The sequence below is a fragment of the Rhizobium sp. BK650 genome (assembly GCF_014195325.1).
In the GTDB taxonomy this organism is placed as follows: Bacteria; Pseudomonadota; Alphaproteobacteria; order Rhizobiales; family Rhizobiaceae; genus Rhizobium.
Genome location: NZ_JACIBK010000008.1, coordinates 12,634 through 35,933 on the forward strand (window position 1 = coordinate 12,634; position 23,300 = coordinate 35,933).

The 23,300-nt window shown below is 58.9% G+C and carries 24 protein-coding genes; 17 read left to right on the plus strand and 7 right to left on the minus strand.

Annotated features, from left to right (window positions below; translation table 11 throughout):
• Nucleotides 1–14 precede the first annotated feature (14 nt).
• Complete coding sequence (locus FHX15_RS19305; protein ID WP_184399955.1) at nucleotides 15–1,208, plus strand: MFS transporter; 1,194 nt, start codon at nucleotides 15–17, stop codon at nucleotides 1,206–1,208.
• Nucleotides 1,209–1,303: 95 nt separating this feature from the next.
• Entirely contained in the window at nucleotides 1,304–2,551 is a 1,248-nt protein-coding gene (ispG, locus tag FHX15_RS19310) for a flavodoxin-dependent (E)-4-hydroxy-3-methylbut-2-enyl-diphosphate synthase (RefSeq protein WP_184399957.1), read from the plus strand.
• Nucleotides 2,552–2,608: 57 nt separating this feature from the next.
• Here ispG and FHX15_RS19315 read toward each other — a convergent pair whose 3' ends face one another.
• The gene (locus FHX15_RS19315; protein WP_184399959.1) at nucleotides 2,609–3,523 is read right to left on the minus strand and encodes a polyprenyl synthetase family protein; all 915 of its coding nucleotides are present in this window, start codon (nucleotides 3,521–3,523) and stop codon (nucleotides 2,609–2,611) included.
• 155 nt (nucleotides 3,524–3,678) lie between these two features.
• Between FHX15_RS19315 and mtgA the strand changes: the two genes are divergently transcribed.
• The 5 genes from mtgA to FHX15_RS19340 all read left to right on the plus strand — a co-directional run bounded on the left by mtgA (nucleotide 3,679) and on the right by FHX15_RS19340 (nucleotide 6,779).
• Nucleotides 3,679–4,416 carry a monofunctional biosynthetic peptidoglycan transglycosylase gene (mtgA, locus tag FHX15_RS19320; protein WP_184399961.1) on the plus strand — a complete coding sequence of 246 codons (738 nt, stop codon included), beginning with the start codon at nucleotides 3,679–3,681 and terminating at the stop codon, nucleotides 4,414–4,416.
• 96 nt (nucleotides 4,417–4,512) lie between these two features.
• Nucleotides 4,513–5,235 (plus strand): DUF1868 domain-containing protein, encoded by a 723-nt coding sequence (locus tag FHX15_RS19325; RefSeq protein WP_184399963.1) that lies wholly within the window; start codon nucleotides 4,513–4,515, stop codon nucleotides 5,233–5,235.
• Nucleotides 5,236–5,247: 12 nt separating this feature from the next.
• Complete coding sequence (locus FHX15_RS19330; RefSeq protein WP_184399965.1) at nucleotides 5,248–5,895, plus strand: glutathione S-transferase family protein; 648 nt, start codon at nucleotides 5,248–5,250, stop codon at nucleotides 5,893–5,895.
• Between the two features lie 156 nt (nucleotides 5,896–6,051).
• Nucleotides 6,052–6,237: a 50S ribosomal protein L32 gene (gene rpmF / locus FHX15_RS19335; RefSeq protein ID WP_026186748.1), complete on the plus strand. Its 186-nt coding sequence runs from the start codon at nucleotides 6,052–6,054 to the stop codon at nucleotides 6,235–6,237.
• 143 nt (nucleotides 6,238–6,380) lie between these two features.
• A complete protein-coding gene (locus FHX15_RS19340; RefSeq protein WP_184399967.1) occupies nucleotides 6,381–6,779 on the plus strand; it encodes a hypothetical protein in 399 nt (132 codons plus the stop codon).
• Here FHX15_RS19340 and phaR read toward each other — a convergent pair.
• The gene (gene phaR, locus FHX15_RS19345; RefSeq protein WP_184399969.1) at nucleotides 6,774–7,346 is read right to left on the minus strand and encodes a polyhydroxyalkanoate synthesis repressor PhaR; all 573 of its coding nucleotides are present in this window, start codon (nucleotides 7,344–7,346) and stop codon (nucleotides 6,774–6,776) included. The two genes, FHX15_RS19340 and phaR, sit on opposite strands and share 6 nt — an antisense overlap.
• Before the next feature lie 233 nt (nucleotides 7,347–7,579).
• On the opposite strand from phaR, the gene FHX15_RS19350 reads away from it, so the two are divergent.
• The gene (locus FHX15_RS19350) at nucleotides 7,580–8,761 is read left to right on the plus strand and encodes an acetyl-CoA C-acetyltransferase (RefSeq protein WP_184399971.1); all 1,182 of its coding nucleotides are present in this window, start codon (nucleotides 7,580–7,582) and stop codon (nucleotides 8,759–8,761) included.
• 66 nt (nucleotides 8,762–8,827) lie between these two features.
• Nucleotides 8,828–9,553 (plus strand): beta-ketoacyl-ACP reductase, encoded by a 726-nt coding sequence (locus FHX15_RS19355; protein WP_184399973.1) that lies wholly within the window; start codon nucleotides 8,828–8,830, stop codon nucleotides 9,551–9,553.
• 88 nt (nucleotides 9,554–9,641) lie between these two features.
• Here FHX15_RS19355 and FHX15_RS19360 read toward each other — a convergent pair whose 3' ends face one another.
• From FHX15_RS19360 to FHX15_RS19370, 3 genes are all read right to left on the minus strand, one after another.
• Nucleotides 9,642–9,788 carry a hypothetical protein gene (locus FHX15_RS19360; protein ID WP_184399974.1) on the minus strand — a complete coding sequence of 49 codons (147 nt, stop codon included), beginning with the start codon at nucleotides 9,786–9,788 and terminating at the stop codon, nucleotides 9,642–9,644.
• Between the two features lie 192 nt (nucleotides 9,789–9,980).
• Complete coding sequence (locus FHX15_RS19365; protein ID WP_183749815.1) at nucleotides 9,981–10,235, minus strand: YMGG-like glycine zipper-containing protein; 255 nt, start codon at nucleotides 10,233–10,235, stop codon at nucleotides 9,981–9,983.
• 26 nt (nucleotides 10,236–10,261) lie between these two features.
• Entirely contained in the window at nucleotides 10,262–10,417 is a 156-nt protein-coding gene (locus FHX15_RS19370; protein ID WP_017962528.1) for a DUF3309 family protein, read from the minus strand.
• 834 nt (nucleotides 10,418–11,251) lie between these two features.
• On the opposite strand from FHX15_RS19370, the gene FHX15_RS19375 reads away from it, so the two are divergent.
• The 5 genes from FHX15_RS19375 (at nucleotide 11,252) to FHX15_RS19395 (ending at nucleotide 17,552) form a co-directional block, all read left to right on the plus strand.
• Nucleotides 11,252–14,398: a helicase-related protein gene (locus tag FHX15_RS19375; protein ID WP_184399976.1), complete on the plus strand. Its 3,147-nt coding sequence runs from the start codon at nucleotides 11,252–11,254 to the stop codon at nucleotides 14,396–14,398.
• Nucleotides 14,399–14,400: 2 nt separating this feature from the next.
• A complete protein-coding gene (locus FHX15_RS19380; RefSeq protein ID WP_184399978.1) occupies nucleotides 14,401–14,805 on the plus strand; it encodes an RNA-binding S4 domain-containing protein in 405 nt (134 codons plus the stop codon).
• Nucleotides 14,806–15,000: 195 nt separating this feature from the next.
• Complete coding sequence (fdxA, locus tag FHX15_RS19385; RefSeq protein WP_184399981.1) at nucleotides 15,001–15,339, plus strand: ferredoxin FdxA; 339 nt, start codon at nucleotides 15,001–15,003, stop codon at nucleotides 15,337–15,339.
• Nucleotides 15,340–15,736: 397 nt separating this feature from the next.
• Nucleotides 15,737–16,309, plus strand: a complete 573-nt coding sequence (locus tag FHX15_RS19390; RefSeq protein WP_113319836.1) for a CarD family transcriptional regulator — start codon at nucleotides 15,737–15,739, stop codon at nucleotides 16,307–16,309.
• A gap of 379 nt (nucleotides 16,310–16,688) precedes the next feature.
• Entirely contained in the window at nucleotides 16,689–17,552 is an 864-nt protein-coding gene (locus tag FHX15_RS19395) for an RNA polymerase factor sigma-32 (protein ID WP_184399983.1), read from the plus strand.
• A gap of 52 nt (nucleotides 17,553–17,604) precedes the next feature.
• Here the strand turns inward: FHX15_RS19395 and FHX15_RS19400 are convergent, their stop codons facing one another.
• Both FHX15_RS19400 and FHX15_RS19405 read right to left on the minus strand, forming a co-directional pair.
• Nucleotides 17,605–19,149 carry a M48 family metalloprotease gene (locus FHX15_RS19400; RefSeq protein WP_184399985.1) on the minus strand — a complete coding sequence of 515 codons (1,545 nt, stop codon included), beginning with the start codon at nucleotides 19,147–19,149 and terminating at the stop codon, nucleotides 17,605–17,607.
• Nucleotides 19,150–19,529: 380 nt separating this feature from the next.
• Entirely contained in the window at nucleotides 19,530–21,074 is a 1,545-nt protein-coding gene (locus FHX15_RS19405) for an MDR family MFS transporter (protein WP_184399987.1), read from the minus strand.
• A gap of 117 nt (nucleotides 21,075–21,191) precedes the next feature.
• On the opposite strand from FHX15_RS19405, the gene FHX15_RS19410 reads away from it, so the two are divergent.
• From FHX15_RS19410 to FHX15_RS19420, 3 genes are all read left to right on the plus strand, one after another.
• The gene (locus FHX15_RS19410) at nucleotides 21,192–21,719 is read left to right on the plus strand and encodes a MarR family winged helix-turn-helix transcriptional regulator (protein WP_184399989.1); all 528 of its coding nucleotides are present in this window, start codon (nucleotides 21,192–21,194) and stop codon (nucleotides 21,717–21,719) included.
• A 93-nt stretch (nucleotides 21,720–21,812) separates the two neighbouring features.
• Nucleotides 21,813–22,487, plus strand: a complete 675-nt coding sequence (locus FHX15_RS19415; RefSeq protein ID WP_184399991.1) for an OmpW family protein — start codon at nucleotides 21,813–21,815, stop codon at nucleotides 22,485–22,487.
• A gap of 156 nt (nucleotides 22,488–22,643) precedes the next feature.
• A complete protein-coding gene (locus tag FHX15_RS19420; protein WP_246779003.1) occupies nucleotides 22,644–23,300 on the plus strand; it encodes a thiamine diphosphokinase in 657 nt (218 codons plus the stop codon).

The following is a 23,300-nucleotide window of genomic DNA, read 5'->3' on the forward strand; positions in this document are numbered from 1 at the left end:
GGAAAGACAAGGAAATGGACACGAATGTGAATGTGGCTCGGGGAGCACGGAGCGGTTTCATCACCAGAAGCAGGGCAGCGGTCTCGCTGCTCTTTCTCATGAACGGTTTCGTCGTCGGCTGCTGGGCTCCGAAGATTCCCGACTTTGCCGAGCGGCTGGCGCTGACCAAGTTCGAGCTCGGGCTGATGATCCTCGTCTTCGGGGTCGGTTCGCTCGTCATGATGCCGGTTATCGGCACGCAGATCGCCAAGCATGGCTCACGCGTTGTCGTGCGGGCGCTCGCCGTCTGTTTGCTGCCAATGCTTCTGGTGCTGACCCTTGCTCCCAATGTCATCACAGGGGCCATCTCGCTCTTTCTGTTCGGCGGCTTCATCGGCGCGATGGACGTGGCAATGAACGCCAATGCCGTGGCGGTGGAAAAATCCATGCGCCGCGCGATCATGTCATCCTGCCATGCTTTCTGGAGCCTTGGCGGGTTGATCGGCTCTGGCCTTGGCGGCCTGGCGATCTCGAAGCTCGGCATTCTCGGCCATGCGGAACTGGCAACCGTGCTGGCCGCCATCTTCCTTGCCGCTGCCTGGCCGATGGTACTGGCCGATCCGCCGCATCCCGATACCAAGAAGGAGAAGACGAAGCTGCCGATGGTGCCGCTGCCATGGTTGCTCGGTTTGATGGCGCTGTTGTGCATGGTGCCGGAGGGTGCGATTCTCGACTGGGGTGCGCTTTACCTCAGGCAGGAAATGGGCGCATCGGTCGCTCTCTCGGGCCTCGGCTTTGCTGCCTTCTCGGCGGCGATGGCGACCATGCGCTTTGCCGGCGATCTCGTCCGCGATCGTCTCGGTGGGGTCAAGACGCTGCGCATCTGCACGCTGTTTGCCATCGTGGGTTTGCTGCTTACAAGCCTTGCGCCGGATGCCGAAATCGCTGTCCTCGGCTTCGCGCTATGCGGTATCGGTATTTCAAACATGGTGCCGATCGCTTTTTCGGCGGCGGGCAATATCCCCGGCCTGAAGCCCGGCATCGGCATTTCCGTCGTCACGAGCATCGGCTATTCCGGCATGCTGGTTGCGCCATCTGTCATCGGCTTTGTAGCCGAGCATGTCGGCTTTGCAGTCGTCTTCATGGCGTTGCCGGTGCTGCTACTCGTGGTCCTCGCATTCTCCAGGCTTGCACAATATGCCGATGGAGTCTCGGGAGCTGGTCACTGAGCCGCTTCCAAACAAAAGTGATATACGGGGCGGTTGACAAGCCTGCGGGCTTGATCCACCTGAAAGGCTCTGTTTTCCGGGTGTAAGAGCTCTTCATGTCTGCTTTCGATTTCGATCCGAAACCGCGCCGCGCTTCCGTTGCTGTCGATGTCGGCGGCGTCATCGTCGGTGGTGGCGCGCCGGTCGTCGTGCAATCCATGACCAACACCGATACGGCGGACGTGGATTCCACCGTCGCCCAGGTTGCAGCACTCCATCGCGCCGGTTCCGAGCTTGTCCGCATTACCGTCGACCGCGACGAGAGCGCGGCTGCGGTGCCTAAGATCCGCGAGCGCCTGCTGCGGCTCGGCATGGACGTGCCTCTGATCGGCGATTTCCATTATATCGGCCACAAGCTGCTCGCCGATCACCCGGCCTGTGCCGAGGCTCTCGCCAAGTACCGCATCAATCCGGGCAATGTTGGCTTTAAGGATAAGAAGGACAAGCAGTTCGCCGAAATCATAGAGATGGCGATCCGCTACGACAAGCCGGTTCGCATCGGCGTCAATTGGGGTTCGCTCGACCAGGAACTGCTGACGCAGCTGATGGACAAAAACCAGGCCGAGGGCTCGCCGCTTTCGGCCCGACAGGTGACGCGCGAGGCGATCGTGCAGTCGGCCCTGCTGTCGGCACAGCTCGCCGAAGAGATCGGCCTGCCGCGCAACCGCATCATCCTGTCGGCCAAGGTCAGCCAGGTTCAGGATCTGGTTGCCGTCAATTCGATGCTCGCCGAACGTTCCAACCACGCGCTGCATCTCGGCCTGACCGAAGCCGGGATGGGCACGAAGGGCATCGTCGCCTCCTCCGCCGCCATGGGCTATGTGCTGCAGAACGGCATCGGCGATACGATCCGCATTTCGCTGACACCGGAGCCGGGCGGCGACCGTACCCGTGAGGTGCAGGTAGCGCAGGAGCTGCTGCAGGTCATGGGCTTCCGTCAGTTCATACCCGTCGTTGCGGCCTGTCCCGGCTGCGGCCGCACGACCTCGACAGTGTTTCAGGAACTTGCGCAGAGCATCCAGAACGACATCCGCAAGAACATGCCGGTCTGGCGTGAAAAATATCCAGGCGTGGAAGCGCTCAACGTCGCGGTCATGGGCTGCATCGTCAACGGACCGGGCGAGAGCAAGCATGCCGATATCGGCATTTCCCTCCCCGGCACCGGCGAGACGCCGGCTGCTCCCGTCTTCATCGACGGTAAGAAGGCTTTGACGCTGCGCGGCCCGAATATCGCATCGGATTTCGAGGCGCTCGTCATAGACTATATCGAGAAGCGTTTTGGCCAGAAGACAGCGGCGGAGTGATCATCCAGCTTTTCGATGATTGATACGGTGGGCTGGAAGCGCCGCCCTTCGGCTATGTCAGCTCTTGCGCTCTGCGACGAAGCGGGCCGCGGCTTTCAGCACCGCAGCGCCCTCGCCATAGGGCCCAAGCAGGTCTTCCGCGTCTTCGACATGCTGGCGCAGTTGTTTCTCCGCCCAATCCATCCCGTGAAGCGCTACGAGCGTTCCCTTGCCGCGGGCGGTGTCCTTGCCGGTCGCCTTGCCCATCGTCTCGATATCGGAGGTCAAGTCGAGGATATCGTCGGCAAGCTGAAAGGCGAGGCCGATCTTCTCGCCGAAGCGTCGAAAGCGCTGCCGGTCTTGCGAGGAAGCACCCGCGATGATGGCGCCGGCCTCGCAAGCGAAGCGAATGAGGGCGCCGGTTTTCATTGCCTGCAGCCGGATGATGCCGGCCTCATCCGGCGCCTGTTTCTCCGCCGCGAGATCGAGCGCTTGGCCGCCCGCCATGCCGCCGAGGCCCGCGGCCCGGGCAAGTGCCAGAACGAGTTCTGTCTTGCTGCGGTCAGGCAGATCGGTTTCCGGAGCGGCGATGATATCGAAGGCATAGGTCAGCAGGCTGTCGCCGGCCAGAATGGCGGTCGCCTCGTCGAATTTGATGTGTACGGTCGGCTTGCCGCGGCGCAGGTCGTCATCATCCATAGCGGGCAGATCGTCGTGAACGAGCGAATAGCAGTGGATACATTCAAGCGCCGCACCGACGCGCAAAGCCGCCTGCCGGTTGCCGCCGAGAAGCGTGGCAACCTCTACGACTAGGAACGGGCGCAGACGCTTGCCGCCATTGAGGACGGCGTAGTGCATGGCGTTGCGCAAGAGGTCGGGGCGGGCGATCTCGTCGGACAGAACGGCGGGAGAGAGCAGCACATCGAGCAGCGCCTCGATCTCGGCGGCACCGCTTTTCAACCGTGTCTCGAATGTTTCCCGTTTCGCGTCCATGCGCGCTCTTTGGCACGGGGGAACCGCTGCTGGCAACGGAATTGTCGATCACAGTGCCGAGATTTCCGCTGCAGTCTGGCAATACGGGTTATCAGGCGGTATGACAGCGAAGAGGGCGAAAACGGACTGGGACATTGAATATAGCGCCGGAGACAGTGGATATAGCGTCGGAGACAGTGGAGAGCGCCGAGGCGCCGGCTCGCCGGCGCTGGTTTGGAGACCGCCGGGTGCTGAAGCGCATTGTTCTTGCCGTGCTGGTCCTGCTGCTTTTGCCTTATGTCCTGATCTTCCTCTATCTACTGCCCTTTATTCATCCGCTTTCGACGCTGATGTTGCGCGACCTTGTGCTTCTGCGCGGCTATGACCGGCGGTGGGTGTCGATCGACGACATCGCGCCCGTTCTGGTGCAGTCGGTGATGATGTCGGAAGACGGACAATATTGTTTCCACGGCGGCGTCGACTGGGACGAAATGCGCATGCTCATCGAAGGCACGCTCAAGGGCCAGGAGACGCGCGGCGGCAGCACGATCCCGATGCAGACGGCGAAGAACCTCTTCCTCTGGAACAGCCGCTCCTTCATCCGCAAGGGATTGGAACTGCCACTGGCGGTCGGCTCCGATTTCGTCTGGTCCAAGCGGCGGCTGATGGAGATCTATCTCAATATCGCCGAATGGGGGCCGGGCATCTACGGTATCGAGGCAGCGGCACAGCATCACTTCAAGGTGCCTGCTTCGAGGCTAACGCGCCGGCAGGCATCGTTGCTCGCGGTTTCTCTGCCAAACCCGATCGACCGCAATGCCGGAAAACCCGGGCGAGGGCTGCGCAGGCTCGCGGCGATCATCGAGCGGCGAGCGCAGGGTTCGGGCGATTACATCAAGTGTATCTATGATTGACATCAGAACTTGTCGTTGGAGGCGGCAAGCGTCATCTGACATTCTTGGTTTTGCCATATGGGCTGGTGCATCAGCAACCAAAGCCCCGAGTCGCACATGACATCTATGACGCTTTCGCCCGAGCTTCTCCACTATTCGAAGACCCACAATTCCGCTCCGCCAGCGCATCTCGGTTCCCGCTACCGCAATCTCGGGGGCTTTCTGCCGGAGCAGGGCAACACGATTGTCTGCCATCCCCCAAGGAGATCACAAACGCTGCAAGTGCTGATCGAAGCGCGTGAGAAATATCTGGCTATGCCTGAGGCAGCGCAATTCGTCTTTACGCCGATCACCAGCCTCCACATGACGCTTTTCGAAGGCGTGATAGACACCGGCCGTAAGAAAAACCACTGGCCCGATGATATTCCACTCGATGCGCCGATCGACGACATGACCGAGCTCATGGCGGCGAGGCTCGAAGGTTTCACGATGTCCGATCCCTTCAAGGTGGCAATTGTAGAGGCCCGTCCATCCGGCCTGCTTATCGAGGGGGCGACCGAGGGCGACCGCAAGGTGATGCGCGCCTGGCGCGACGCATTCGCAGGTCTCCTGGGTTATCGTCAGCCCAACCATGAGAACTACAAGTTCCACATGACCTTTGCCTATCCCGTCGAGCGGCTGGAAGACGAGGCGCTACCGCGCTGGCAGGCTATGCTCGACGAGGTGACCGAGTATATCCGCAGCAGGGCGCCTGTGCTGGAACTCAATCCGCCGGCCTTCTGCGTGTTCGAAGACATGAACCATTTCCACGAACTACTGATCTTCGATTTTGAACCCTGACAGGAAAACACCATGGACAAGCTGACGCTCTATATCGCCAACAAGAACTATTCCTCCTGGTCCTTCCGACCGTGGATGGCGCTAACGGGTGTCGGCATCGATTTCGAAGAGGTGCTGATACCCTTCGATTATGCTAACGGCAATCCCAACATAAAGGCTGTCTCGCCGAGCGGCCATGTGCCCCTGCTGCAGCATGGTGCTCTGAAAATCTGGGAATCCTTCGCGATCATCGAATATGCGGCGGAGCTATATCCCGACGCCGGGCTGCTGCCGGAGGATCGCGCTCAGCGGGCGCTTGCTCGCTCGGTGTCGATGGAAATGATGTCGAGCTTCGGGGCGCTGCGCAGCGCCTGCCCGATGAATATCCGTCGGCCGAAGGGGAAGATCGCGCTTCCTGATGGGGTTTCCGCCGACATCGGCCGCATCGAGACGATCTGGCGCGATCTTCTGCAGAAATCCGGCGGGCCTTTCCTTTTTGGTGAATTCAGCGGAGTGGATGCGATGTTCGCCCCCGTCGTCAACCGCTTCGACATCTATGATCTCGTGAGCCGCGACGATATATTGGCCTACATGGATGTGATGAAGGCACATCCAGCCTGGCGGAAGTGGGAAGACGCGGCCCGCGCCGAGCCATGGATCGTACCGGAAGACGAAGTCTGAACGGAGAATCACCGGCATCGCAAAAAATACATATGGGGACTGGTCAAGGCCGCCCCTTGCATGTATAAGCGCGCAAAATTTCCGAAATCGCGACATGTCCGTTTCGGCCGCCGGTCTGGCCGTGGAAATGTTTTGCCCGCAAGTGGAGTAAGAGAAATGGCTGTACCGAAGAGAAAAACGAGCCCGTCCAAGCGCGGCATGCGCCGTTCGGCAGATGCGCTGAAGGCTCCGACCTACGTCGAAGACAAGAACTCCGGCGAACTGCGCCGCCCGCACCATATCGATCTGAAGACCGGTATGTACCGTGGCCGTCAGGTTCTGACGCCGAAGGAAAATGCATAATTTTCTATGCTTTTTTCTGGTAGTGTTTCAAAGGCCGGCTCGACGCCGGCCTTTTCTTTTCAAGATTTATTCTAGTCTCGATGTCTTGAAGCTGGGCGGTGATGTCATGCAGTATTCCCCGAGGGTTGGGGAGATTGTTCTGCATGACTGCTACACCGCTGATGGTTATTCCATTTACTCTTTACAATCTGGCGATACTGGGCCTGGTGGGCGGGGGCGGAATTTCCTCGCTCCAGAATGACGTGATCGTGCTGTCTATGCTTTCGGGGGCAGTCTGGAGCATGACGCTCGGCGATCTCTTCATCGTCGTGGCGCTTGTCGTACTCTTCTTCGATATCCTCAAGGCGACCCGGAACGGCAATCTGATCGATCACATGTTGTCGATGCTGGTCTTCATCGCCTTCCTGCTCGAGTTTTTACTCGTCCAGGATGCGGCGACCCAGGTTTTTTTCATCCTGGTGACCATTGCGCTGATCGACGTGATCGGTGGCCTCGCGGTGTCCATCCGCAGCGCCGACAGGGACGTCTCTATCGGCCTATAGGCTATCGAGCTTGTTCTGCAGCGCGCGAAGCTGTTCCTTCAGCTCGTCGATATCCTTGGCCTCCGCCTTGCGGGTTTCCTTGGGCGGCGGCGTCATAAAGGGCGAGAACATCTGCATGGCCTTCTGGAACATCTCCGTATTGCGGCGAACCTGATCCTCGATCATCTGCATGGGAAGCTGCAGATTCTTGCCAAGGGGCGTTTCGCCGAAAGCACGGTTCACCTGCTCGCGAATCTGCGACTGTTGCTCCGTAAAGGCGCGCATGGAATGTTCGAGGAAGCTCGGAACGACCATTTGCATCTGGTCACCATAGTAGGTGATCAGCTGACGCAGGAAGGAGATCGGAAGCAGCGTGTTACCCGTCTTCGATTCCTGCTCGAAAATAATCTGGGTCAGTACCGAATGTGTGATGTCGTCGCCGCTTTTGGCATCTTGAACGACAAAATCCTCCCCCTTCTTCACCATCTCCGCCAGGTCTTCCAGCGTCACGTATGTGCTGGTGCCCGTATTATATAGTCGGCGATTGGCATATTTCTTGATTACGATCTGACCCTCAGTCTTCGCCATATCAGTCTCCCGAACCCCGTCTGATTGTATGGATACTCCTCCACCTGTGACTGTAGACGCAAAAGAAGGGTGGTGACAATCTCTTTGTGCGATGCGGCAAGCCCTTTCCCTGTACGGATAAATCCATTCGAGGGCGCTGCAGCAAAAGGTGGAATGGTGTTGGCATTTGACTTGCGCCCGCAGCTTTGTCAGTTTCCACTTATATGTGTGACGAGAAACGAGGAAACCATCCCATGAGCAGTTCATCCGTCGTCATCGCCTCTGCAGCGCGCACCGCTGTCGGTTCCTTCAACGGTGCTTTCGGCACAATTCCCGCTCACGAGCTCGGTGCGGCTGCCGTCAAAGGCGCGCTGGAGCGGGCAGGTGTTTCCGCCGAAGAGGTGGACGAGGTCATTCTCGGCCAGGTCCTGCAGGCCGGCGAAGGCCAAAACCCCGCTCGCCAAGCGGCAATGAAGGCAGGCGTTCCCAAGGAGGCGACGGCCTGGAGCGTCAATCAGCTCTGTGGTTCCGGGTTGCGTGCCGTTGCGCTCGGCATGCAGCAGATCGCGCTTGGCGACGCGAAAATTATCGTCGCGGGCGGCCAGGAATCCATGTCGATGGCGCCGCATGCAGCGCATTTGCGCGGTGGCGTGAAGATGGGTGACATGAAGATGATCGACACTATGATCAAAGATGGGCTGACTGACGCCTTTTACGGTTATCATATGGGCGTGACTGCGGAGAATATCGCACGCCAATGGCAGCTTTCACGTGACGATCAGGACCAGTTCGCCGTCGGCTCTCAGAACAAAGCCGAAGCTGCTCAGAAGGCCGGCCGATTCAAAGACGAAATCATTCCTTTCGTCATTCAGGGTCGCAAGGGTGACGTCACCGTCGATGCGGACGAATATATCCGCCACGGTGCGACGCTGGAGGCGATGGCCAAGCTGCGTCCTGCCTTCGACAAGGACGGCACAGTAACCGCGGCAAATGCCTCGGGCCTCAACGACGGGGCTGCCGCAGCCGTCCTGATGAGTGAAGCGGAAGCCTCGCGCCGCGGCATTCAGCCGCTTGCCCGCATCGTTTCCTGGGCGACGGCTGGTGTCGATCCTCAGGTCATGGGAACCGGCCCGATCCCTGCCTCGCGCAAGGCGTTGGAAAAGGCAGGCTGGTCCGTCGGCGATCTCGACCTTGTCGAAGCCAATGAGGCGTTCGCCGCCCAGGCCTGTGCCGTCAACAAGGATCTCGGCTGGAATCCTGACATCGTCAACGTCAACGGCGGCGCGATTGCAATCGGTCATCCGATCGGCGCGTCGGGTGCGCGCGTCCTCAACACGCTGCTCTTCGAGATGAAGCGCCGCGGTGCCAAGAAGGGTCTTGCTACACTCTGCATTGGTGGTGGCATGGGTGTCGCGATGTGCTTCGAGGCAATGTAAATAGCGTAAGATGCATATTTCTTGAGGCCCGCCTGAGAGCGGGATGGCAACAAGAGGGAGCGGAACATGAGCAGAGTGGCCTTGGTCACTGGGGGTACGCGCGGCATTGGTGCGGCAATTTCGATGGCGCTAAAAAACGCCGGCTATAGAGTTGCCGCCAACTATGCTGGCAACGACGAAAAGGCCAAGGCATTTCACGATGTCACCGGCATTCCGGTCTTCAAGTGGGATGTATCCGACTATGTCGCCTGCGGCGAGGGTATTGCGAAGGTTCAGGCCGAGCTTGGCCCGGTCGAAATCCTCGTCAACAATGCCGGTATCACGCGCGACGCGATGTTTCACAAGATGACGCCGCAGCAGTGGCATGAGGTGATCAATACCAATCTGACTGGTCTCTTCAACATGACGCACCAGGTCTGGAGCGGCATGCGTGACCACAGCTTCGGACGTATCGTCAATATCTCTTCCATTAACGGCCAGAAGGGCCAGATGGGGCAGGCGAATTACTCGGCCGCCAAAGCCGGGGATCTCGGCTTTACGAAGGCGCTTGCTCAGGAGGGCGCTATCAAGAATATCACCGTCAACGCCATCTGCCCGGGTTACATCGGAACGGAGATGGTGCTGGCTGTGCCGGAAAAAGTGCTGAATGAGAAGATTATTCCACAGATCCCCGTCGGGCGTCTTGGTGAACCGGAGGAGATTGCCCGCTGCGTAACCTTCCTCGTTTCCGATGATGCCGGGTTCATCACGGGCTCGACGTTGACGGCCAATGGCGGACAGTTCTTCGTCTGAACCTATTTCTCACGGGCCGTAAGCATAGCCGCTCGGGAAGTTGCCGGTCCGTTGCGGGGCCGGCAGATGTATCAGTTTCTTGATGCTGTCAGGCGTTCGGCTGATGCCGTCTCTTGGCCTTGACGGGCACCTTCTGGACGGCGGGATCCTGATTGCGAAGGGCGGCGATTGCGGTCATGAGAAAGGCCGTGGCGATCAGGACCGTGACGGCCGAATTCAGCAGAGTCTGGGCCATAATGGTGTTCCTTTCCGTTGGCGGGGACATGTGTTTTGCCCGCGCGATCTTGAAAGAAATATGCGTGCGGCCTCGGTAGCGTGGTAGATTTGGTTTTAGCGACCGATCGTCAACGTGATGTTGACAACAAAAGTGGGCAAGAAAAACGGGCGCAGAAGCGCCCGTTCAAAAATTCCGGTGAACCGGGGTCGATTAGCGGCAACGCGCTTCGTAACGGCGGCCGTAGCGGTCGCGATAGATGCAGTAGCCCTGGCGCTCGACCGAATGGCCAATGAGAGCGCCCGTCAGACCGCCGGCGACTGCGCCGACTGCCGCCCCACCCCAGCTGTTGCTGACAGCGCCGCCGATGATGGCGCCAGTGCCGGCGCCGATCGCGGTGCCCTGTTCGGTCGGGGTGCAGGAGGCGAGAGCGCCGATGAGAGCGCAGCTAAGAATAATCTTTTTCATGTCTAACTCCCCAGGTTGTCGGCCTTTCAAATTCGGCCCATCAATACAAGAATGATGATGATGACGAGAACTAACCCTAAACCACCTGAAGGTCCATAGCCCCAGCCGCGACTATAACCCCAATTCGGCAAGGCGCCGATTAATAACAGAATAAGGATAATAAGAAGTATCGTGCCTAGCATGGTGTTCGTCCTGTTCATCCTCATTTCGGTTGGACTAGAAACACGCGTCTTCGATTTTTGTTCCCGGCTAACCTCCGGGAATATCACGGCGACGTTATCGGTCGTTTTTTGAAAAACCAGTTTAGCCGGTTCCTCAAAAGCCAAGTCGGCAAAGAATTATGCGGACTTTTATCCGTATGGTTAAAAATGCGTTTGGATACAATAGGTTGCGGTGAACAAAGCGAGAAAAGGAAATTGTCTCTGATTCGTCAGCGATTCGTTCCGGGTTTGATCGTCCACCGGCTGCGCCCGCCCGCGTCGTTAAAAGATTGTAAATTTGGCATGTAAAAGATTAATCGGATTCTCCCTTCTGTCGGCTTTGCCGAACCGCTGAGCCCGTATCTTGGCGGTAACGGCAAAAGACCCACAACACTCGCCGTGAACGAAAATCGAAAGCATCGATATCGGCGATTCGTCTCCGCTTCGTTCCGGCTTTGGTCGAATTGTTAATTTTGGACCTGATATTCCGATCTTTAGGGGCGGTAATCGCAGATATAAAATCTATTCTCCGGGAAACCTTCCGATTCAGCATCTGGTGTGAAAAAGCGATTCAAAATCAATACTTAGCCGTGAACAAAAGCTGAATCGGGCGGAGTCAGCGATTCGTCTCCGATTCGTTCTCAGACTGTTCCGAATCTTAAATCAAGGACTTAGCACGCCGTGGCTTCGATACCGAATCCAGAACCAATTTCAATTCTGCCCTTGCGTTTGGAGCTCCGGCTGTCCATGTGTTCTCTGCTTCACCCGCAGGAGCTGACTTGACCCCGGGGCGCCGCCGCCTCACTTGCATGGACCATGAACCTGACTTCGCAGCCGATGATACTGAGCGGGCGCGGCGTGACCGCGGTGCTTGGACCGACTAATACCGGCAAGACCCATTACGCGATCGAGCGTATGGTTGCGCACGGCACGGGCGTTATCGGCCTGCCGCTTCGCCTGCTGGCGCGTGAGGTCTATACGCGTGTGGTAGAAAAGGTCGGCTCTCAGAATGTGGCGCTGGTAACGGGCGAAGAAAAGATCTCGCCGCCGAATGCGCGTTTCTCCGTCTGTACGGTCGAGGCGATGCCTCGGGAAACCAAAGCCGCGTTTGTCGCCATCGATGAAGTGCAGCTCGCGGGCGACCTCGAGCGCGGGCACATCTTTACCGACCGGATCCTGCATCTGCGCGGCCGCGACGAGACGCTTTTGCTTGGCGCCGCCACCATGCGGCCGATACTCCAGCAGCTTCTGCCCGGAATAACGGTTACGGAGAGGCCGCGGCTTTCCCACCTTCTTTATGCTGGCCAGAAGAAGATCACCCGGTTGCCGCAACGGTCGGCGATCGTCGCCTTTTCGGCGGACGAGGTTTATGCGATCGCGGAGCTCATCCGACGCCAGCGGGGCGGGGCAGCCGTCGTGCTTGGTGCGCTCAGCCCCCGTACGCGTAATGCGCAGGTGGCGCTCTATCAGGCAGGCGACGTCGAATATCTCGTCGCGACCGATGCTATCGGGATGGGTCTCAACCTCGATGTCGACCATGTGGCATTTGCCCAGGACCGGAAGTTCGACGGTTACCAGTTCCGCAATCTCAATCCGGGCGAACTCGGCCAGATCGCCGGCCGCGCCGGGCGCCACGTGCGCGACGGAACCTTCGGTGTGACCGGTCAGGTCTCGCCCTTCGACGAAGAACTGGTGCAACGCATCGAGGGCCACGAGTTCGATAATATCAAGGTTCTGCAGTGGCGGACCAAGGATCTCGATTTCTCCTCGGTACAATCCTTGCGGGCAAGCCTCGAGACTGGCCCCCGCGTGCCGGGTCTGACGCGAGCGCTGCCGGCGGTTGATCAGCAAGCGCTCGAACATTTATCGCGCTATCCCGAAATCATTGATCTTGCAAATACGCCGGCGCGGGTCGAAAAGCTCTGGGAGGCTTGCGCTCTGCCAGACTATCGGCGCATAACGCCTGCGCAACACGCCGATCTTATTTCTACCCTCTTTTCCGATCTTGTGCGCTATGGCACGGTGAACGAGCAGTTTCTCGCAGAACAGGTTCATCGCTCGGACCGTACAGATGGGGAAATTGACACGCTTTCGGCGCGAATCGCGCAGATAAGAACCTGGACCTATGTATCGAATCGGCCCGGCTGGCTTGCCGATCCGACACACTGGCAGGAAAAGACGCGGGAAATCGAAGATCGATTGTCCGACGCGTTACATGAAAGGTTGACGAAACGCTTTGTTGATCGCAGGACATCTGTGCTCATGAAGCGCCTGAGAGAGAATGCGATGCTGGAAGCTGAAATCAGTGTGAATGGCGATGTCTTCGTTGAGGGACATCATGTGGGGCAGTTGACCGGATTCCGTTTCACGCCTGTCGGGGGAACGGACGGGCCGGACGCCAAGGCGGTTCAGGCTGCGTCGCAAAAGGCGCTCGCGCTCGAATTCGAGGCCCGTGCCGCACGTCTGCATGCCGCCGGCAATGCCGATCTGGCGATCGGCTCGGACGGGCTTGTGCGTTGGCTCGGCGATCCTGTCGGTCGCCTTTCCGGCAGCGATCACGTGATGCGTCCGCGCGTCATTCTGTTGGCTGATGAGCAGCTCACAGGAAATGCGCGCGACCATGTCGCCGCCCGTATCGAGCGTTTTGTCAATCATCATATCAGCACTGTGCTGAAGCCGCTTGACGATCTGTCGCGCGCTGAAGACCTGCAGGGTCTCGCCAAGGGGCTGGCCTTCCAGCTCGTCGAGAATCTCGGCGTGCTCTTCCGTCGCGATGTGACGGAAGAGGTCAAATCCCTGGATCAAGATGCGCGCGCCTCCATGCGCCGTTACGGCATTCGCTTCGGCGCCTACCACATTTTCGTGCCTGCGCTTCTAAAGCCGGCGCCGGCCGAGCTCATCACCCTGCTCTGGGCGCTGAAGAACGATGGGCTGGACAAGCCGGGTTATGGCGATCTCATTCCGGTGCTGGCTGCCGGGCGTACCTCCGTCGTAACCGATCCGAGCTTCGAGCGCATGTTCTACAAGCTCGCCGGCTTCCGGTTCCTCGGCAAGCGCGCGGTGCGCATCGATATTCTCGAGCGTCTGGCCGACCTCATCCGTCCGCTCCTGCAGTGGAAGCCGGGTCAGGCCAGCCGTCCGGAAGGGGCTTATGACGGACGTCGGTTCACGACGACGACGACGATGCTGTCCATTCTCGGCGCGACGCTGGAAGACATGGAAGAAATCCTCAAGGGTCTTGGCTATCGCGCTGACGCCGTGAAAGCCGAAGAGGCCGCAGCGTTTCTCGCGACGCAGGATGCTGCATCTGCTCCTGCAGCAACGGCTGAGGCACCGGCAGAGGAAGCTGCCGAAAAGGCTGACCATGACGATGCAGATCACGCTTCGGAAGAAACGCCTGCCGCGGAAGTCGCGACGGTGCCCGTAGAGGCACCGGTCGTCGCCGAAGGGCCGACCGAGGCGGGCGAGTCCGAGGCTGTAGAGCCAAAGCCGGTTCTCCTCTGGCGTCTTGGCGGCCGCAACGAGAACCAGCGGCAGGCGCGCGGTCATGGCGACCGCCGCGGCGGACAAAGTCAGGGCGAGCGTCATGGCCAGGGCCAGGAACGCGGTGACCGCAACCGTCGTTCCGGCGGCGGTGAAGGCGGCGAGGCTCGCGACGGCAGCCGTCATAACAACCGCAACCGTGATGGCGGCAATCGCGACGGTAGTCGCGAAGGCGGTACCCGTGACGGGAGCAACCGCGATGGGGGCAGGCCGCAGCACGCGCGCAACGATCGTAACGAACAACGCGGCGACCGTCAGGACCGCAAGGATCGTGGCGATCGCAACGACCGTAACAATAACAACCGCGGCAATTCGCAGCCGCTGCGCTTCGAGGCCAAACCGCCGCGCAGGGAAAAGCCGATCGATCCGGATTCGCCCTTTGCCAAGCTTGCAGCGCTCAAGGAGCAGATGAAGAAATAATCATGAGCGGAGAAACACAGCCAGGAAACGGTTCGCGCCAGCGCATCGACAAGTGGCTGTTCTTCACGCGCATGGTAAAATCTCGCTCGCTGGCGCAGTCCCACGTCCAGGCCGGCCATGTCAGCATCAATGGGGAGCGCTGCGTGCAGCCGAGCCAGATGGTGAAAGCTGGCGACCGCGTCGAGCTGACACTGGAGCGGCGGGACGTCATCCTCGTCGTCCGGCTGCCCGGTGACCGCCGTGGCCCCTACGAGGAAGCGCGGCTCCTCTATGAGGACCTGTCGCCACCTCCCGATGAGGCAAAACGCCTCACTCCTTATGAGCAGGCGATCCGGGCGGCAGGCTCAGGCAGACCAACGAAGAAGGAGCGACGTGCTATCGACAAGCTGCTGTCGGACGAAGATTAGAAAACTCTTTCTGCCGCCGGCCGTTGGAAGATCGTTTGTCCTTGAAATCCTGCTGCAAAGTCGATACGTGACACACAACCTGCCGGGTAGCGTGCTTGCCTCCCAAGCCAGTTCGCGCTTTCTCTCCGGCTCAGGGGACAGGCGCGACGTTCTAGGTTGCCCGGCCCCGCCCGCATGGAAATCCTGGAGTTCTTCATGACCTATGTCGTGACCGACAATTGCATTCGCTGCAAATATACTGATTGTGTCGAGGTCTGCCCCGTCGACTGCTTCTATGAAGGCGAGAATTTCCTCGTCATTCATCCTGACGAATGCATCGACTGCGGCGTCTGCGAACCGGAGTGTCCCGCCGAGGCGATCAAGCCCGATACAGAACCGGGTCTCGACAAGTGGCTGAAAATCAATGCTGAATATGCGAGCATCTGGCCGAATATCACAGTCAAGAAAGAGCCGATGCCGGAGGCCAAGGAACTGGACGGCGAGGCCGGAAAATTCGAGAAATACTTCTCGGAAAAGCCCGGTAACGGTGACTGAAATTTTCTAAGGGCAGCGCTTCTGAAACCGGGTTCAGGCGCTGGTTAAACGTTTTAAATTACGCGTGAGTCACATGGGGGCTATGTGTTGCCCACATGACTCACGTTAAGCAAATTATTGATTTCCTCATATTTTTGTGATAACTTCACCACACTGTTCCACTTGTGGCATAACATATGCCCAAAGCCATCACGAAAGTAAGACAAATCCGCACGCGGTTTCCGTGACATATCAATAACTTGAGTTGTCGGATCCCAAGATCGCGCGCAAGGACGTTTTTTGCTTCTGTCTGGTGGAACCAGAGTGAAGTCACCCGACGGATCTAACCGTCTCATCCGGGCCTGACTGACCCGGCTCCGGCTGTCGCCGGCAGCGTAACAGGGAGTTTTTGATTAGAATGACCATCCAGCAGAAAAAACCTTCTACCGCACGTCACGGCTTCAAGACTGGTGAATCGATCGTGTATCCCGCACACGGCGTCGGTACCATCACGGCTATCGAAGAGCAAGAAGTCGCCGGCATGAAGCTTGAACTTTTCGTCATCGATTTCGAAAAGGACAAGATGCGTCTGAAGGTTCCGGTCGCGAAGGCCATGAGCATCGGTATGCGCAAGCTTTCCGAGACCGATTTCGTCGAGCGCGCTCTTAAAGTCGTGCAGGGCAAGGCTCGCGTCAAGCGCACCATGTGGTCCCGCCGTGCCCAGGAATATGATGCCAAGATCAATTCCGGCGACTTGATTTCCATTGCAGAAGTCGTTCGCGATCTCTACCGCGCTGAGAACCAGCCGGAGCAGTCTTATTCTGAGCGTCAACTCTATGAAGCTGCGCTTGATCGCATGGCTCGCGAAATCGCTGCCGTCAACAAGATGTCTGAAACCGAAGCTGTTCGCCTCGTCGAGACCAATCTCAACAAGGGCCCGAAGCGTGGCAAGGTAATAGAAGAAGACGATTCGCAGGATGAAGCCGCTTAACAGCGCATTGTTTTTGTTATTGAAAAAACCCGGCCTCCGAGCCGGGTTTTTTATTGGAACTTTTCAGTCGCTGCAGCGTTCATACACAGTAACGCGGACCTGCCCGATCCCGTAAGGCCGGCTTGAATTCCGCAAAAGCTGTCAGCGTTCGATGAGGAGCGGATCATGATTTTCAGAATTTGCCTTCCCGGCAATCCAGAGAAACAGATCCAATCCTGCCGTCTTACCGGCATATGATGAGAGATAGGGCCCCCTCCTGAAAAGTCCAGGAGCGGGGCCTTTATGCATTCAGGAGCCCAGTTTGCTCCGGCGCAGCGATGTTCCGGAAACGGTGTTTGTTTGTTCAATTTTAGGCACGTGGCCTGTTCAGGAGAGCGATATGAAGAACATGTCTGCAGATCGGCGCATGATCAAAATAGCAATGGCGGCTCCCTATCTCGCCCGTGAAGAAGAACATGATCTGGCCACTCGCTGGAAGGATCACGAAGACCGAGGTGCCCGCAACCAGATCGCCATGGCACATATGCGTCTCGTCATTTCCATGGCAGGCAAATTCCGAAATTTCGGTCTGCCGATGAGCGATCTCGTGCAAGAAGGTTATGTCGGGCTTCTCGAGGCGGCCGCTCGTTTCGAACCGGAGCGCGATGTGCGTTTCTCCACCTATGCAAGCTGGTGGATACGCGCTTCGATCCAGGATTATATTCTGCGCAACTGGTCGATCGTGCGCGGCGGCACGAGTTCGGCCCAAAAGGCGCTGTTCTTCAATCTGCGGCGCCTGCGCGCCAAGCTTGCCAAGGGCGATACCCAACTGACGCTGCAGTCCATTCATCAGGAAATTGCTGCGGCCCTCGGTGTCAGCCTTGCTGATGTGCAGACCATGGATGCGCGCCTTTCCGGCAATGACGCCTCGCTGCAGGCGCCTTCGGTTTCCGGCGACGCCGATAGTGCCGAGAAGATGGATTTTTTGGTGAGCGACGAACCACTGCCGGACGAGCAGGTCTCCAACATGATCGATGGGGAGCGTCGTCGTGTCTGGCTTGCATCGGCACTCAAGCACCTCAATGAACGGGAAATGAAAATCATCAGCGCTCGTCGGCTGGCCGAAGACGGAGCGACACTTGAAGAGCTCGGCGCCGACCTCGGCATTTCAAAGGAGCGCGTGCGTCAGATCGAAAGCCGTGCGATGGAAAAGCTGCGCACCGCGCTTGTCAGTGCCGATCCGCATATGGCGGCCTACGCCTGACCAGGTATTACTCCCAGCAGCACAGACTTGCCCGGCTTATACCGGGCTTCTTTTATTCGGAGATGATCTTCACACGGTCGCCGGGAGACACCGCAGCACCTGTCGGCAAAGCATTGATGAGCTTGAAGAGATCAAGCTTGCGATCGGTACCCATCATGCGAGAGGCGAGCGTGGTTATGTTGTCACCGGGGCGAACGGTGACGACGCGTATGCGCAACGGCTTCAAAGAGGCGGCCTCCTCTGGCGTCATGCGGCGGAAGCTCGCGCGCAGGACGTCTGCTGTCGGTTCCAGCGATGGGCTGCCTTTGGGCACTGCCGTCAGGAAGCGGAAAATCTGGTTGTTGTTCTTGATGACGGTGACGTCGAAATCCCAGCGGTCAGCCGTTGCACGTGCGGTTGCGGCCTCCATGCCGTTGACGTTGATCGGGCGGATGCTTGCGGGATCAAGCCCGGTAACCCAGCCGCTGGAGATATAATTCGTCAGGTTCTGGTTCTGGTTGTCGGCGACGCCGTCGAAGCGGATGGCGATATCGTTCGGACCGGTTGCCATGACCGCTTCGACCTTGTTGTCGATACTGAAATCCGGCGGTACATCGAAGCGGATGCCGAGGCCGCCATGCAGGAAGGTCTGGCCGCGCACATAGCCTTCCTCTGGGCTGTCGCCATAGAGAAGGCCGTCAATGCCATCCAGATAATAGCCGCGACCTTTGTCGCCGACGGAACCTTCCTGGCCGAAGGCGCGGGCATGATTGCGGGCAAGCTCGATGCGCTGGGCGGAATTCGGATGGCTCGAGAGGAAATCCAGGCTCTGGTCGGCTTCGGGATCGACCGACATGAAGCGGCTGTAAGCAGCCATCGAATCGAGAAAGCGAGCTGCGGCGTAGGGATCATAGCCGGCTTCGCCGAGCATGCGCACCCCGATGACGTCGGCCTGCAGTTCCTGCTGGCGGGAGAAGGCGGCGAGACGCAGTTTGCCGCGCGCAAGCGCCTGCTTGCCGGCGATATCGCTCGACAGAACTTCAGCGACGACGCGGCTGGCGATGACTTCCGCCTCCTCGCGCTTCTGGCGCTCGATGCCGTGGTTTGCGGTAACGTGGCCCATTTCATGCGAAAGAACGGCCGCCACTTCCGACGCGTCGTTGGCGAGCGCCAGCAGGCCGCGTGTGACATAGAGATAGCCGCCAGGCAGGGCAAAGGCATTGATAGCCGGCGAATTCAGAATGGTGATGCGGTAGGATTGGCTTGGATTTTCCGACACTGCCGTCAGCGCTCCGGCGATGCGGGCGACGAGGCGTTCGGTCTTGGCATCCTTGTATTCGCCGCCATAGCTTGCGACGATGCGCGGATGCTCCCGGGCACCCATGGCGGCGCGCGGATCGTTCTTCTGCACTTCATCGACGATCTGTGGGTTGGACGATGGGCCGACCGTCGGTTGATAGGACTGCTCGATCAGCGGCTGGCAACCGTTCAGTGCGACGGCACAAGCCGACAGCAACAGGAGAAGGCGCCCCCAACGGAGCGGCGCGAAAGAGGCATCACTGGAAAGCGCGGGCGATTTCCACGTCGTCATGCTGTCCAGTCTGTCTCTCCGCATCATTTTAAGCCGCCGGTCTGCCCCATCTTTGGGCCGGCCGCTGCCAGCAAAGATCAATAGGCTTCCGCCTCGGTTCTCGCGCTGCACAATCGGCCGATCCAAGTCCTGCTGTAGCCGATTTCCGCGTGGGTTGCATAGCGAGACTCTATCTAAATGTCACGCCGTTGCATTTCGGCAATGCCTCGCCGTCGAGGCACCCTCTCGCTCCAATGAAATTATGGCGAAAGTTCCATCGCAAGACCAGATTCCGGCTGCACTGCGGAAAAAACTGGTCGACACGGCGACCGATGCGGGCAACCATGACATCCACGCGAGGAATGCAATTGTGAGTCGTATTCTGGCTTCACTGAAATGAAGAGGCGCCTCAGGCGGCGCGCCTGAGCTTATTCAGCAGCAGCTTCGGCTGCGGCGCTGACCTGAGTGGCCCTCTGTTCGCTTGCGCGGGGCAGCTGAACAGGCTTCAGCATGACCGTGGCAATCAGACCGATGAGGGCAATGCTGCAGGAGGTCAGGAACAGCGGTGAGAAGGCGGCGGCGTAGGCATCCGCGACGGCCTGGCGGCTGGCCTCGGGAAGCGTGGTCATCATTTTCGGCGTCAGTTCTTCAATATTAACCACACCGGGAATGGCGGAACCGATCTTGCCGAGCTGCGATGCAATGATCGCGCCATAGATGGAGATGGCAATCGAAGCGCCGCCCATGCGCGACAGCGTGACCGAGCCCGTCGCCGCGCCCACGTCGCGGGCTGGTGCTGCGTTCTGCACACCGATGACCGGAACCTGCTGAGCAAGGCCGATGCCGATGCCGTGCAGCAGCATGATCGCGCCGATGAGGACAATGGGGGTGCCGGCATGAACCTGAGAGATCAGCGCGAATGCAATGGCGCTGCAGGTCATACTGGCGATGGCAAAGGGTTTGTAGCGCCCGGTCTTTGAAATAATGCGACCGGCATTCAAGGAGCCTACAACGAGACCACCTGTCAGCAGGATGAAAAGGAGACCAGCGCCCGAGGGAGAAAGACCCGTCGTCGTCTGCAGGAAAAGGGCCAGATAATTGACCATGCCGATGGCGATGCCACCACTCATAATCGAGATTACCAACAGCAGGCTGAAGGTGGAATTGCGGAATAGCTGCAGCGGCACGATTGGCTCCGGCGCGCGGCGCTCGGCGAAAACCCAGATGATCGCACACACGACGCCAAAGGCGACGATGCCGATGCTCTGCGGCGAAATCAACGCCCCGAAGAGTTCGCTGCTGTCGGTCGCAAGTACGACGCTGGTTGTCGTCAGGGCTAGCAGCAATGCACCAGCATAATCGATCTTAGGACGGCGATGAGGCTTGCGGTAGGGCAGCATGAAGGCAAGGCCGGTCAGCACGATGAAGCCGATCGGCACGTTGACGAGGAAGATCGAGCGCCAGCCGAAGAGATCGCTCATCGTACCGCCGAGGACCGGGCCGATCGCGCCTGAGGCCATCAGGACGAGGCTGGAATAGCTCTGGTAACGGGCGCGTTCGCGCGGCTCGAAAAGGTCGGCGTTGACGGCGAATATCGAAACCATGATGCCGCCGCCGCCGAAACCCTGCAGCACGCGGGCGGCAATTAATGTGTTCATGGAGACTGCGAGACCGCAGACGGCGGAGCCGGTCGTAAAAATCGCGATTGCCGTCATCATCACATATTTACGGCCGAAGAGATCGCCGAGCTTACCGTAAAGCGGCATGACGGCGCTGAGCGCCAGCAGATAGGCAGAACCGATCCAGCCGAAGCGGTCCAGATGACCAAATTCGCCGACGATGGTCGGCAGTGCGGTGGACACGATCTGATTATCTAGTGTTGCCATGAACATGGCGGTCATCAGGAAGAAGAAGAGAATGAGCCGTCGACGGGGATCCGTTACGAGCGGTGCGGGGGCAAGTTGCATGTCCATGGATGGAGCCATTCTTTATAACGGCTATTTTTATGTGCTGATGTCATGTATTTGTCAACAGCATGTTGCTGACATGAGCATATTTTAATTTTGATTCCCGTCTGTTATGATTTCGCGATGAATGAAACTCTGACCAAGACAAGAACGGCTGTGCTCGATGAGCCGTCTAAGGATAGCGTGCCGCGCATCGGCCGCACGATGACGCGCATGCGGATGATGACGGGTCGCCGGCTGATCGGCCGCCTGGCAATTCAGAGCGTGGCACCGGATCTCGAACTTTCGCATCTCGATGTGCTCGATGCGGTCAGGCGGGCGCAGGCAAACGGCGAGGTAACCGTTGGCGCCATCGCCGAGATACTGCGCATCGATCCGTCGCGGGCCAGCCGGGTCGTGTCCGACATGGTCAGCCGTAATGTTCTGCGCCGCGAGGCGTCGCAGGCGGATGCACGGCGTATCGTCGTCGTTATGACTCCGGTCGGACAGAACCTGCTGGCGGAAATCCAGGCCCAGAAGCTTGCCTTTGTTACCGAGGTCGTGCGGGACTGGCCCCAGGAAGAGATCGACACTTTCTCCGTCTTATTCGAGAAATTCATCGGCGGCTATGAGGCAATCTTCCTGTCTCGTGACAAGGATACGCCAGGCTGAAGAAAATAGTCTGAGCGTTTGATCTCGCTCAAGCCGACCCGCCTAAGGCAAGCCTAAGTCTCTCCTCCTTCGACGACATCAGGAGAGATTCACATGAAACATCATCCGCTTCGGCTGAGGGGTATTTTTGCCGCTATCGTTTTCGCATCCTTCGGGCATGCGGCGCTTTCGGCTGATCTGGCGCCTTCGGCGGGCTCGCCAACGGCCACGCAAAGCCCGTGGCAGGTACGCCTGCGTGCGCTTGGTGTGATCACGCGGGATAATGGCTCGGTCGACGGTATTTCCGGATCCGGTCTTTCCTATTCAGACACGGTGGTTCCGGAAGCGGATATCTCCTATTTCTTCACCGACAATATTTCCGCCGAACTCATTCTCGGCACGACCTATGCCAATGTGCATGGCGAAGGCTCGATTGCCGGCCTCGGCGATATCGGCAAGACATGGCTGTTGCCGCCGACGCTGACGCTGCAATACCATTTCACTGATCTCGGCGCCTTCCAGCCCTATCTCGGTGCGGGCGTGAACTATACGGTCTTCTACAATCAATCCGGCAAAAGCGCCGACAGCCTCGACGTGAAGAACGCGTTCGGCGTCGCGCTGCAGGCGGGCTTCGACTATATGTTCGATGAGCATTGGGGTGCGAACCTGGATGTGAAGAAGATCTTCCTGCGCCCGGATTTCGACGCGACCGTCGGCGGCGCCGATGTCAGCGGCAAGGCGAAACTCGATCCCTGGCTGATCGGCGCTGGTGTGACCTATCGTTTCTAGAGCGTTTCCGTTTTCGAGACCGCTGCACGCTTGCGGAAAGCCTGATGCGTAGATTCAAAGAGGTTAGCGCGTCCGAATGGACGCACGGCGCTCCAAGAGAAAGGCACCGGATTTCCGGCGCCTCTTCCCCTTCACCCCCCGTTTGCGCTATGGGCAATGCCCATGAGCCAATCCACGTTCACCATTCTGCTCGGCGGGGCACTCAGCCTGACGGATCGCTTACGTGATACCGTGCAGGACAGCCGGTTCATCGCTGCCGACGGCGGCATGCGCCACGCGGAGGCGTTGGGCGTGGTGCCGGAATTGTGGGTTGGCGATTTCGATTCCACACCGCCCGATCTCGACGGCGCCTTTCTCAATGTGCCGCGCCAGCCTTATCCGGCCGCGAAGGCGGCGACCGATGGCGAGATCGCCGTTTCCGCGGCAATCGAGCGTGGCGCAAAACGTCTGATTCTTGCCGGCGCATTGGGCGGCGAACGTTCCGACCATGCGCTTCAGCATCTGCTCTATGGCGTTGAACTGGCGCAGGAAGGCTTCGATGTGCTTTTGACCTCGGGCAGTGAGGAGGCGGTACCTTTGCTTCCCGGCTCGCTGGAGATCGATCTTCCGCCGGGTAGCCTGTTTTCGGTGCCGGGTTTCAGCGAACTCACCGGGCTCTTCATCGAGAATGCCCGCTATCCGCTCGTCGACTTCCATTTGCCGTTCGGCTCGTCGCGCACCATTTCCAATGTGGCAGAAGGCCCCGTGCGCTTCTCGCTTGCCAGCGGCAGGGCTATCGTGCTCGCGCGGCCCTATGATCTTTCCGGAGTCTGA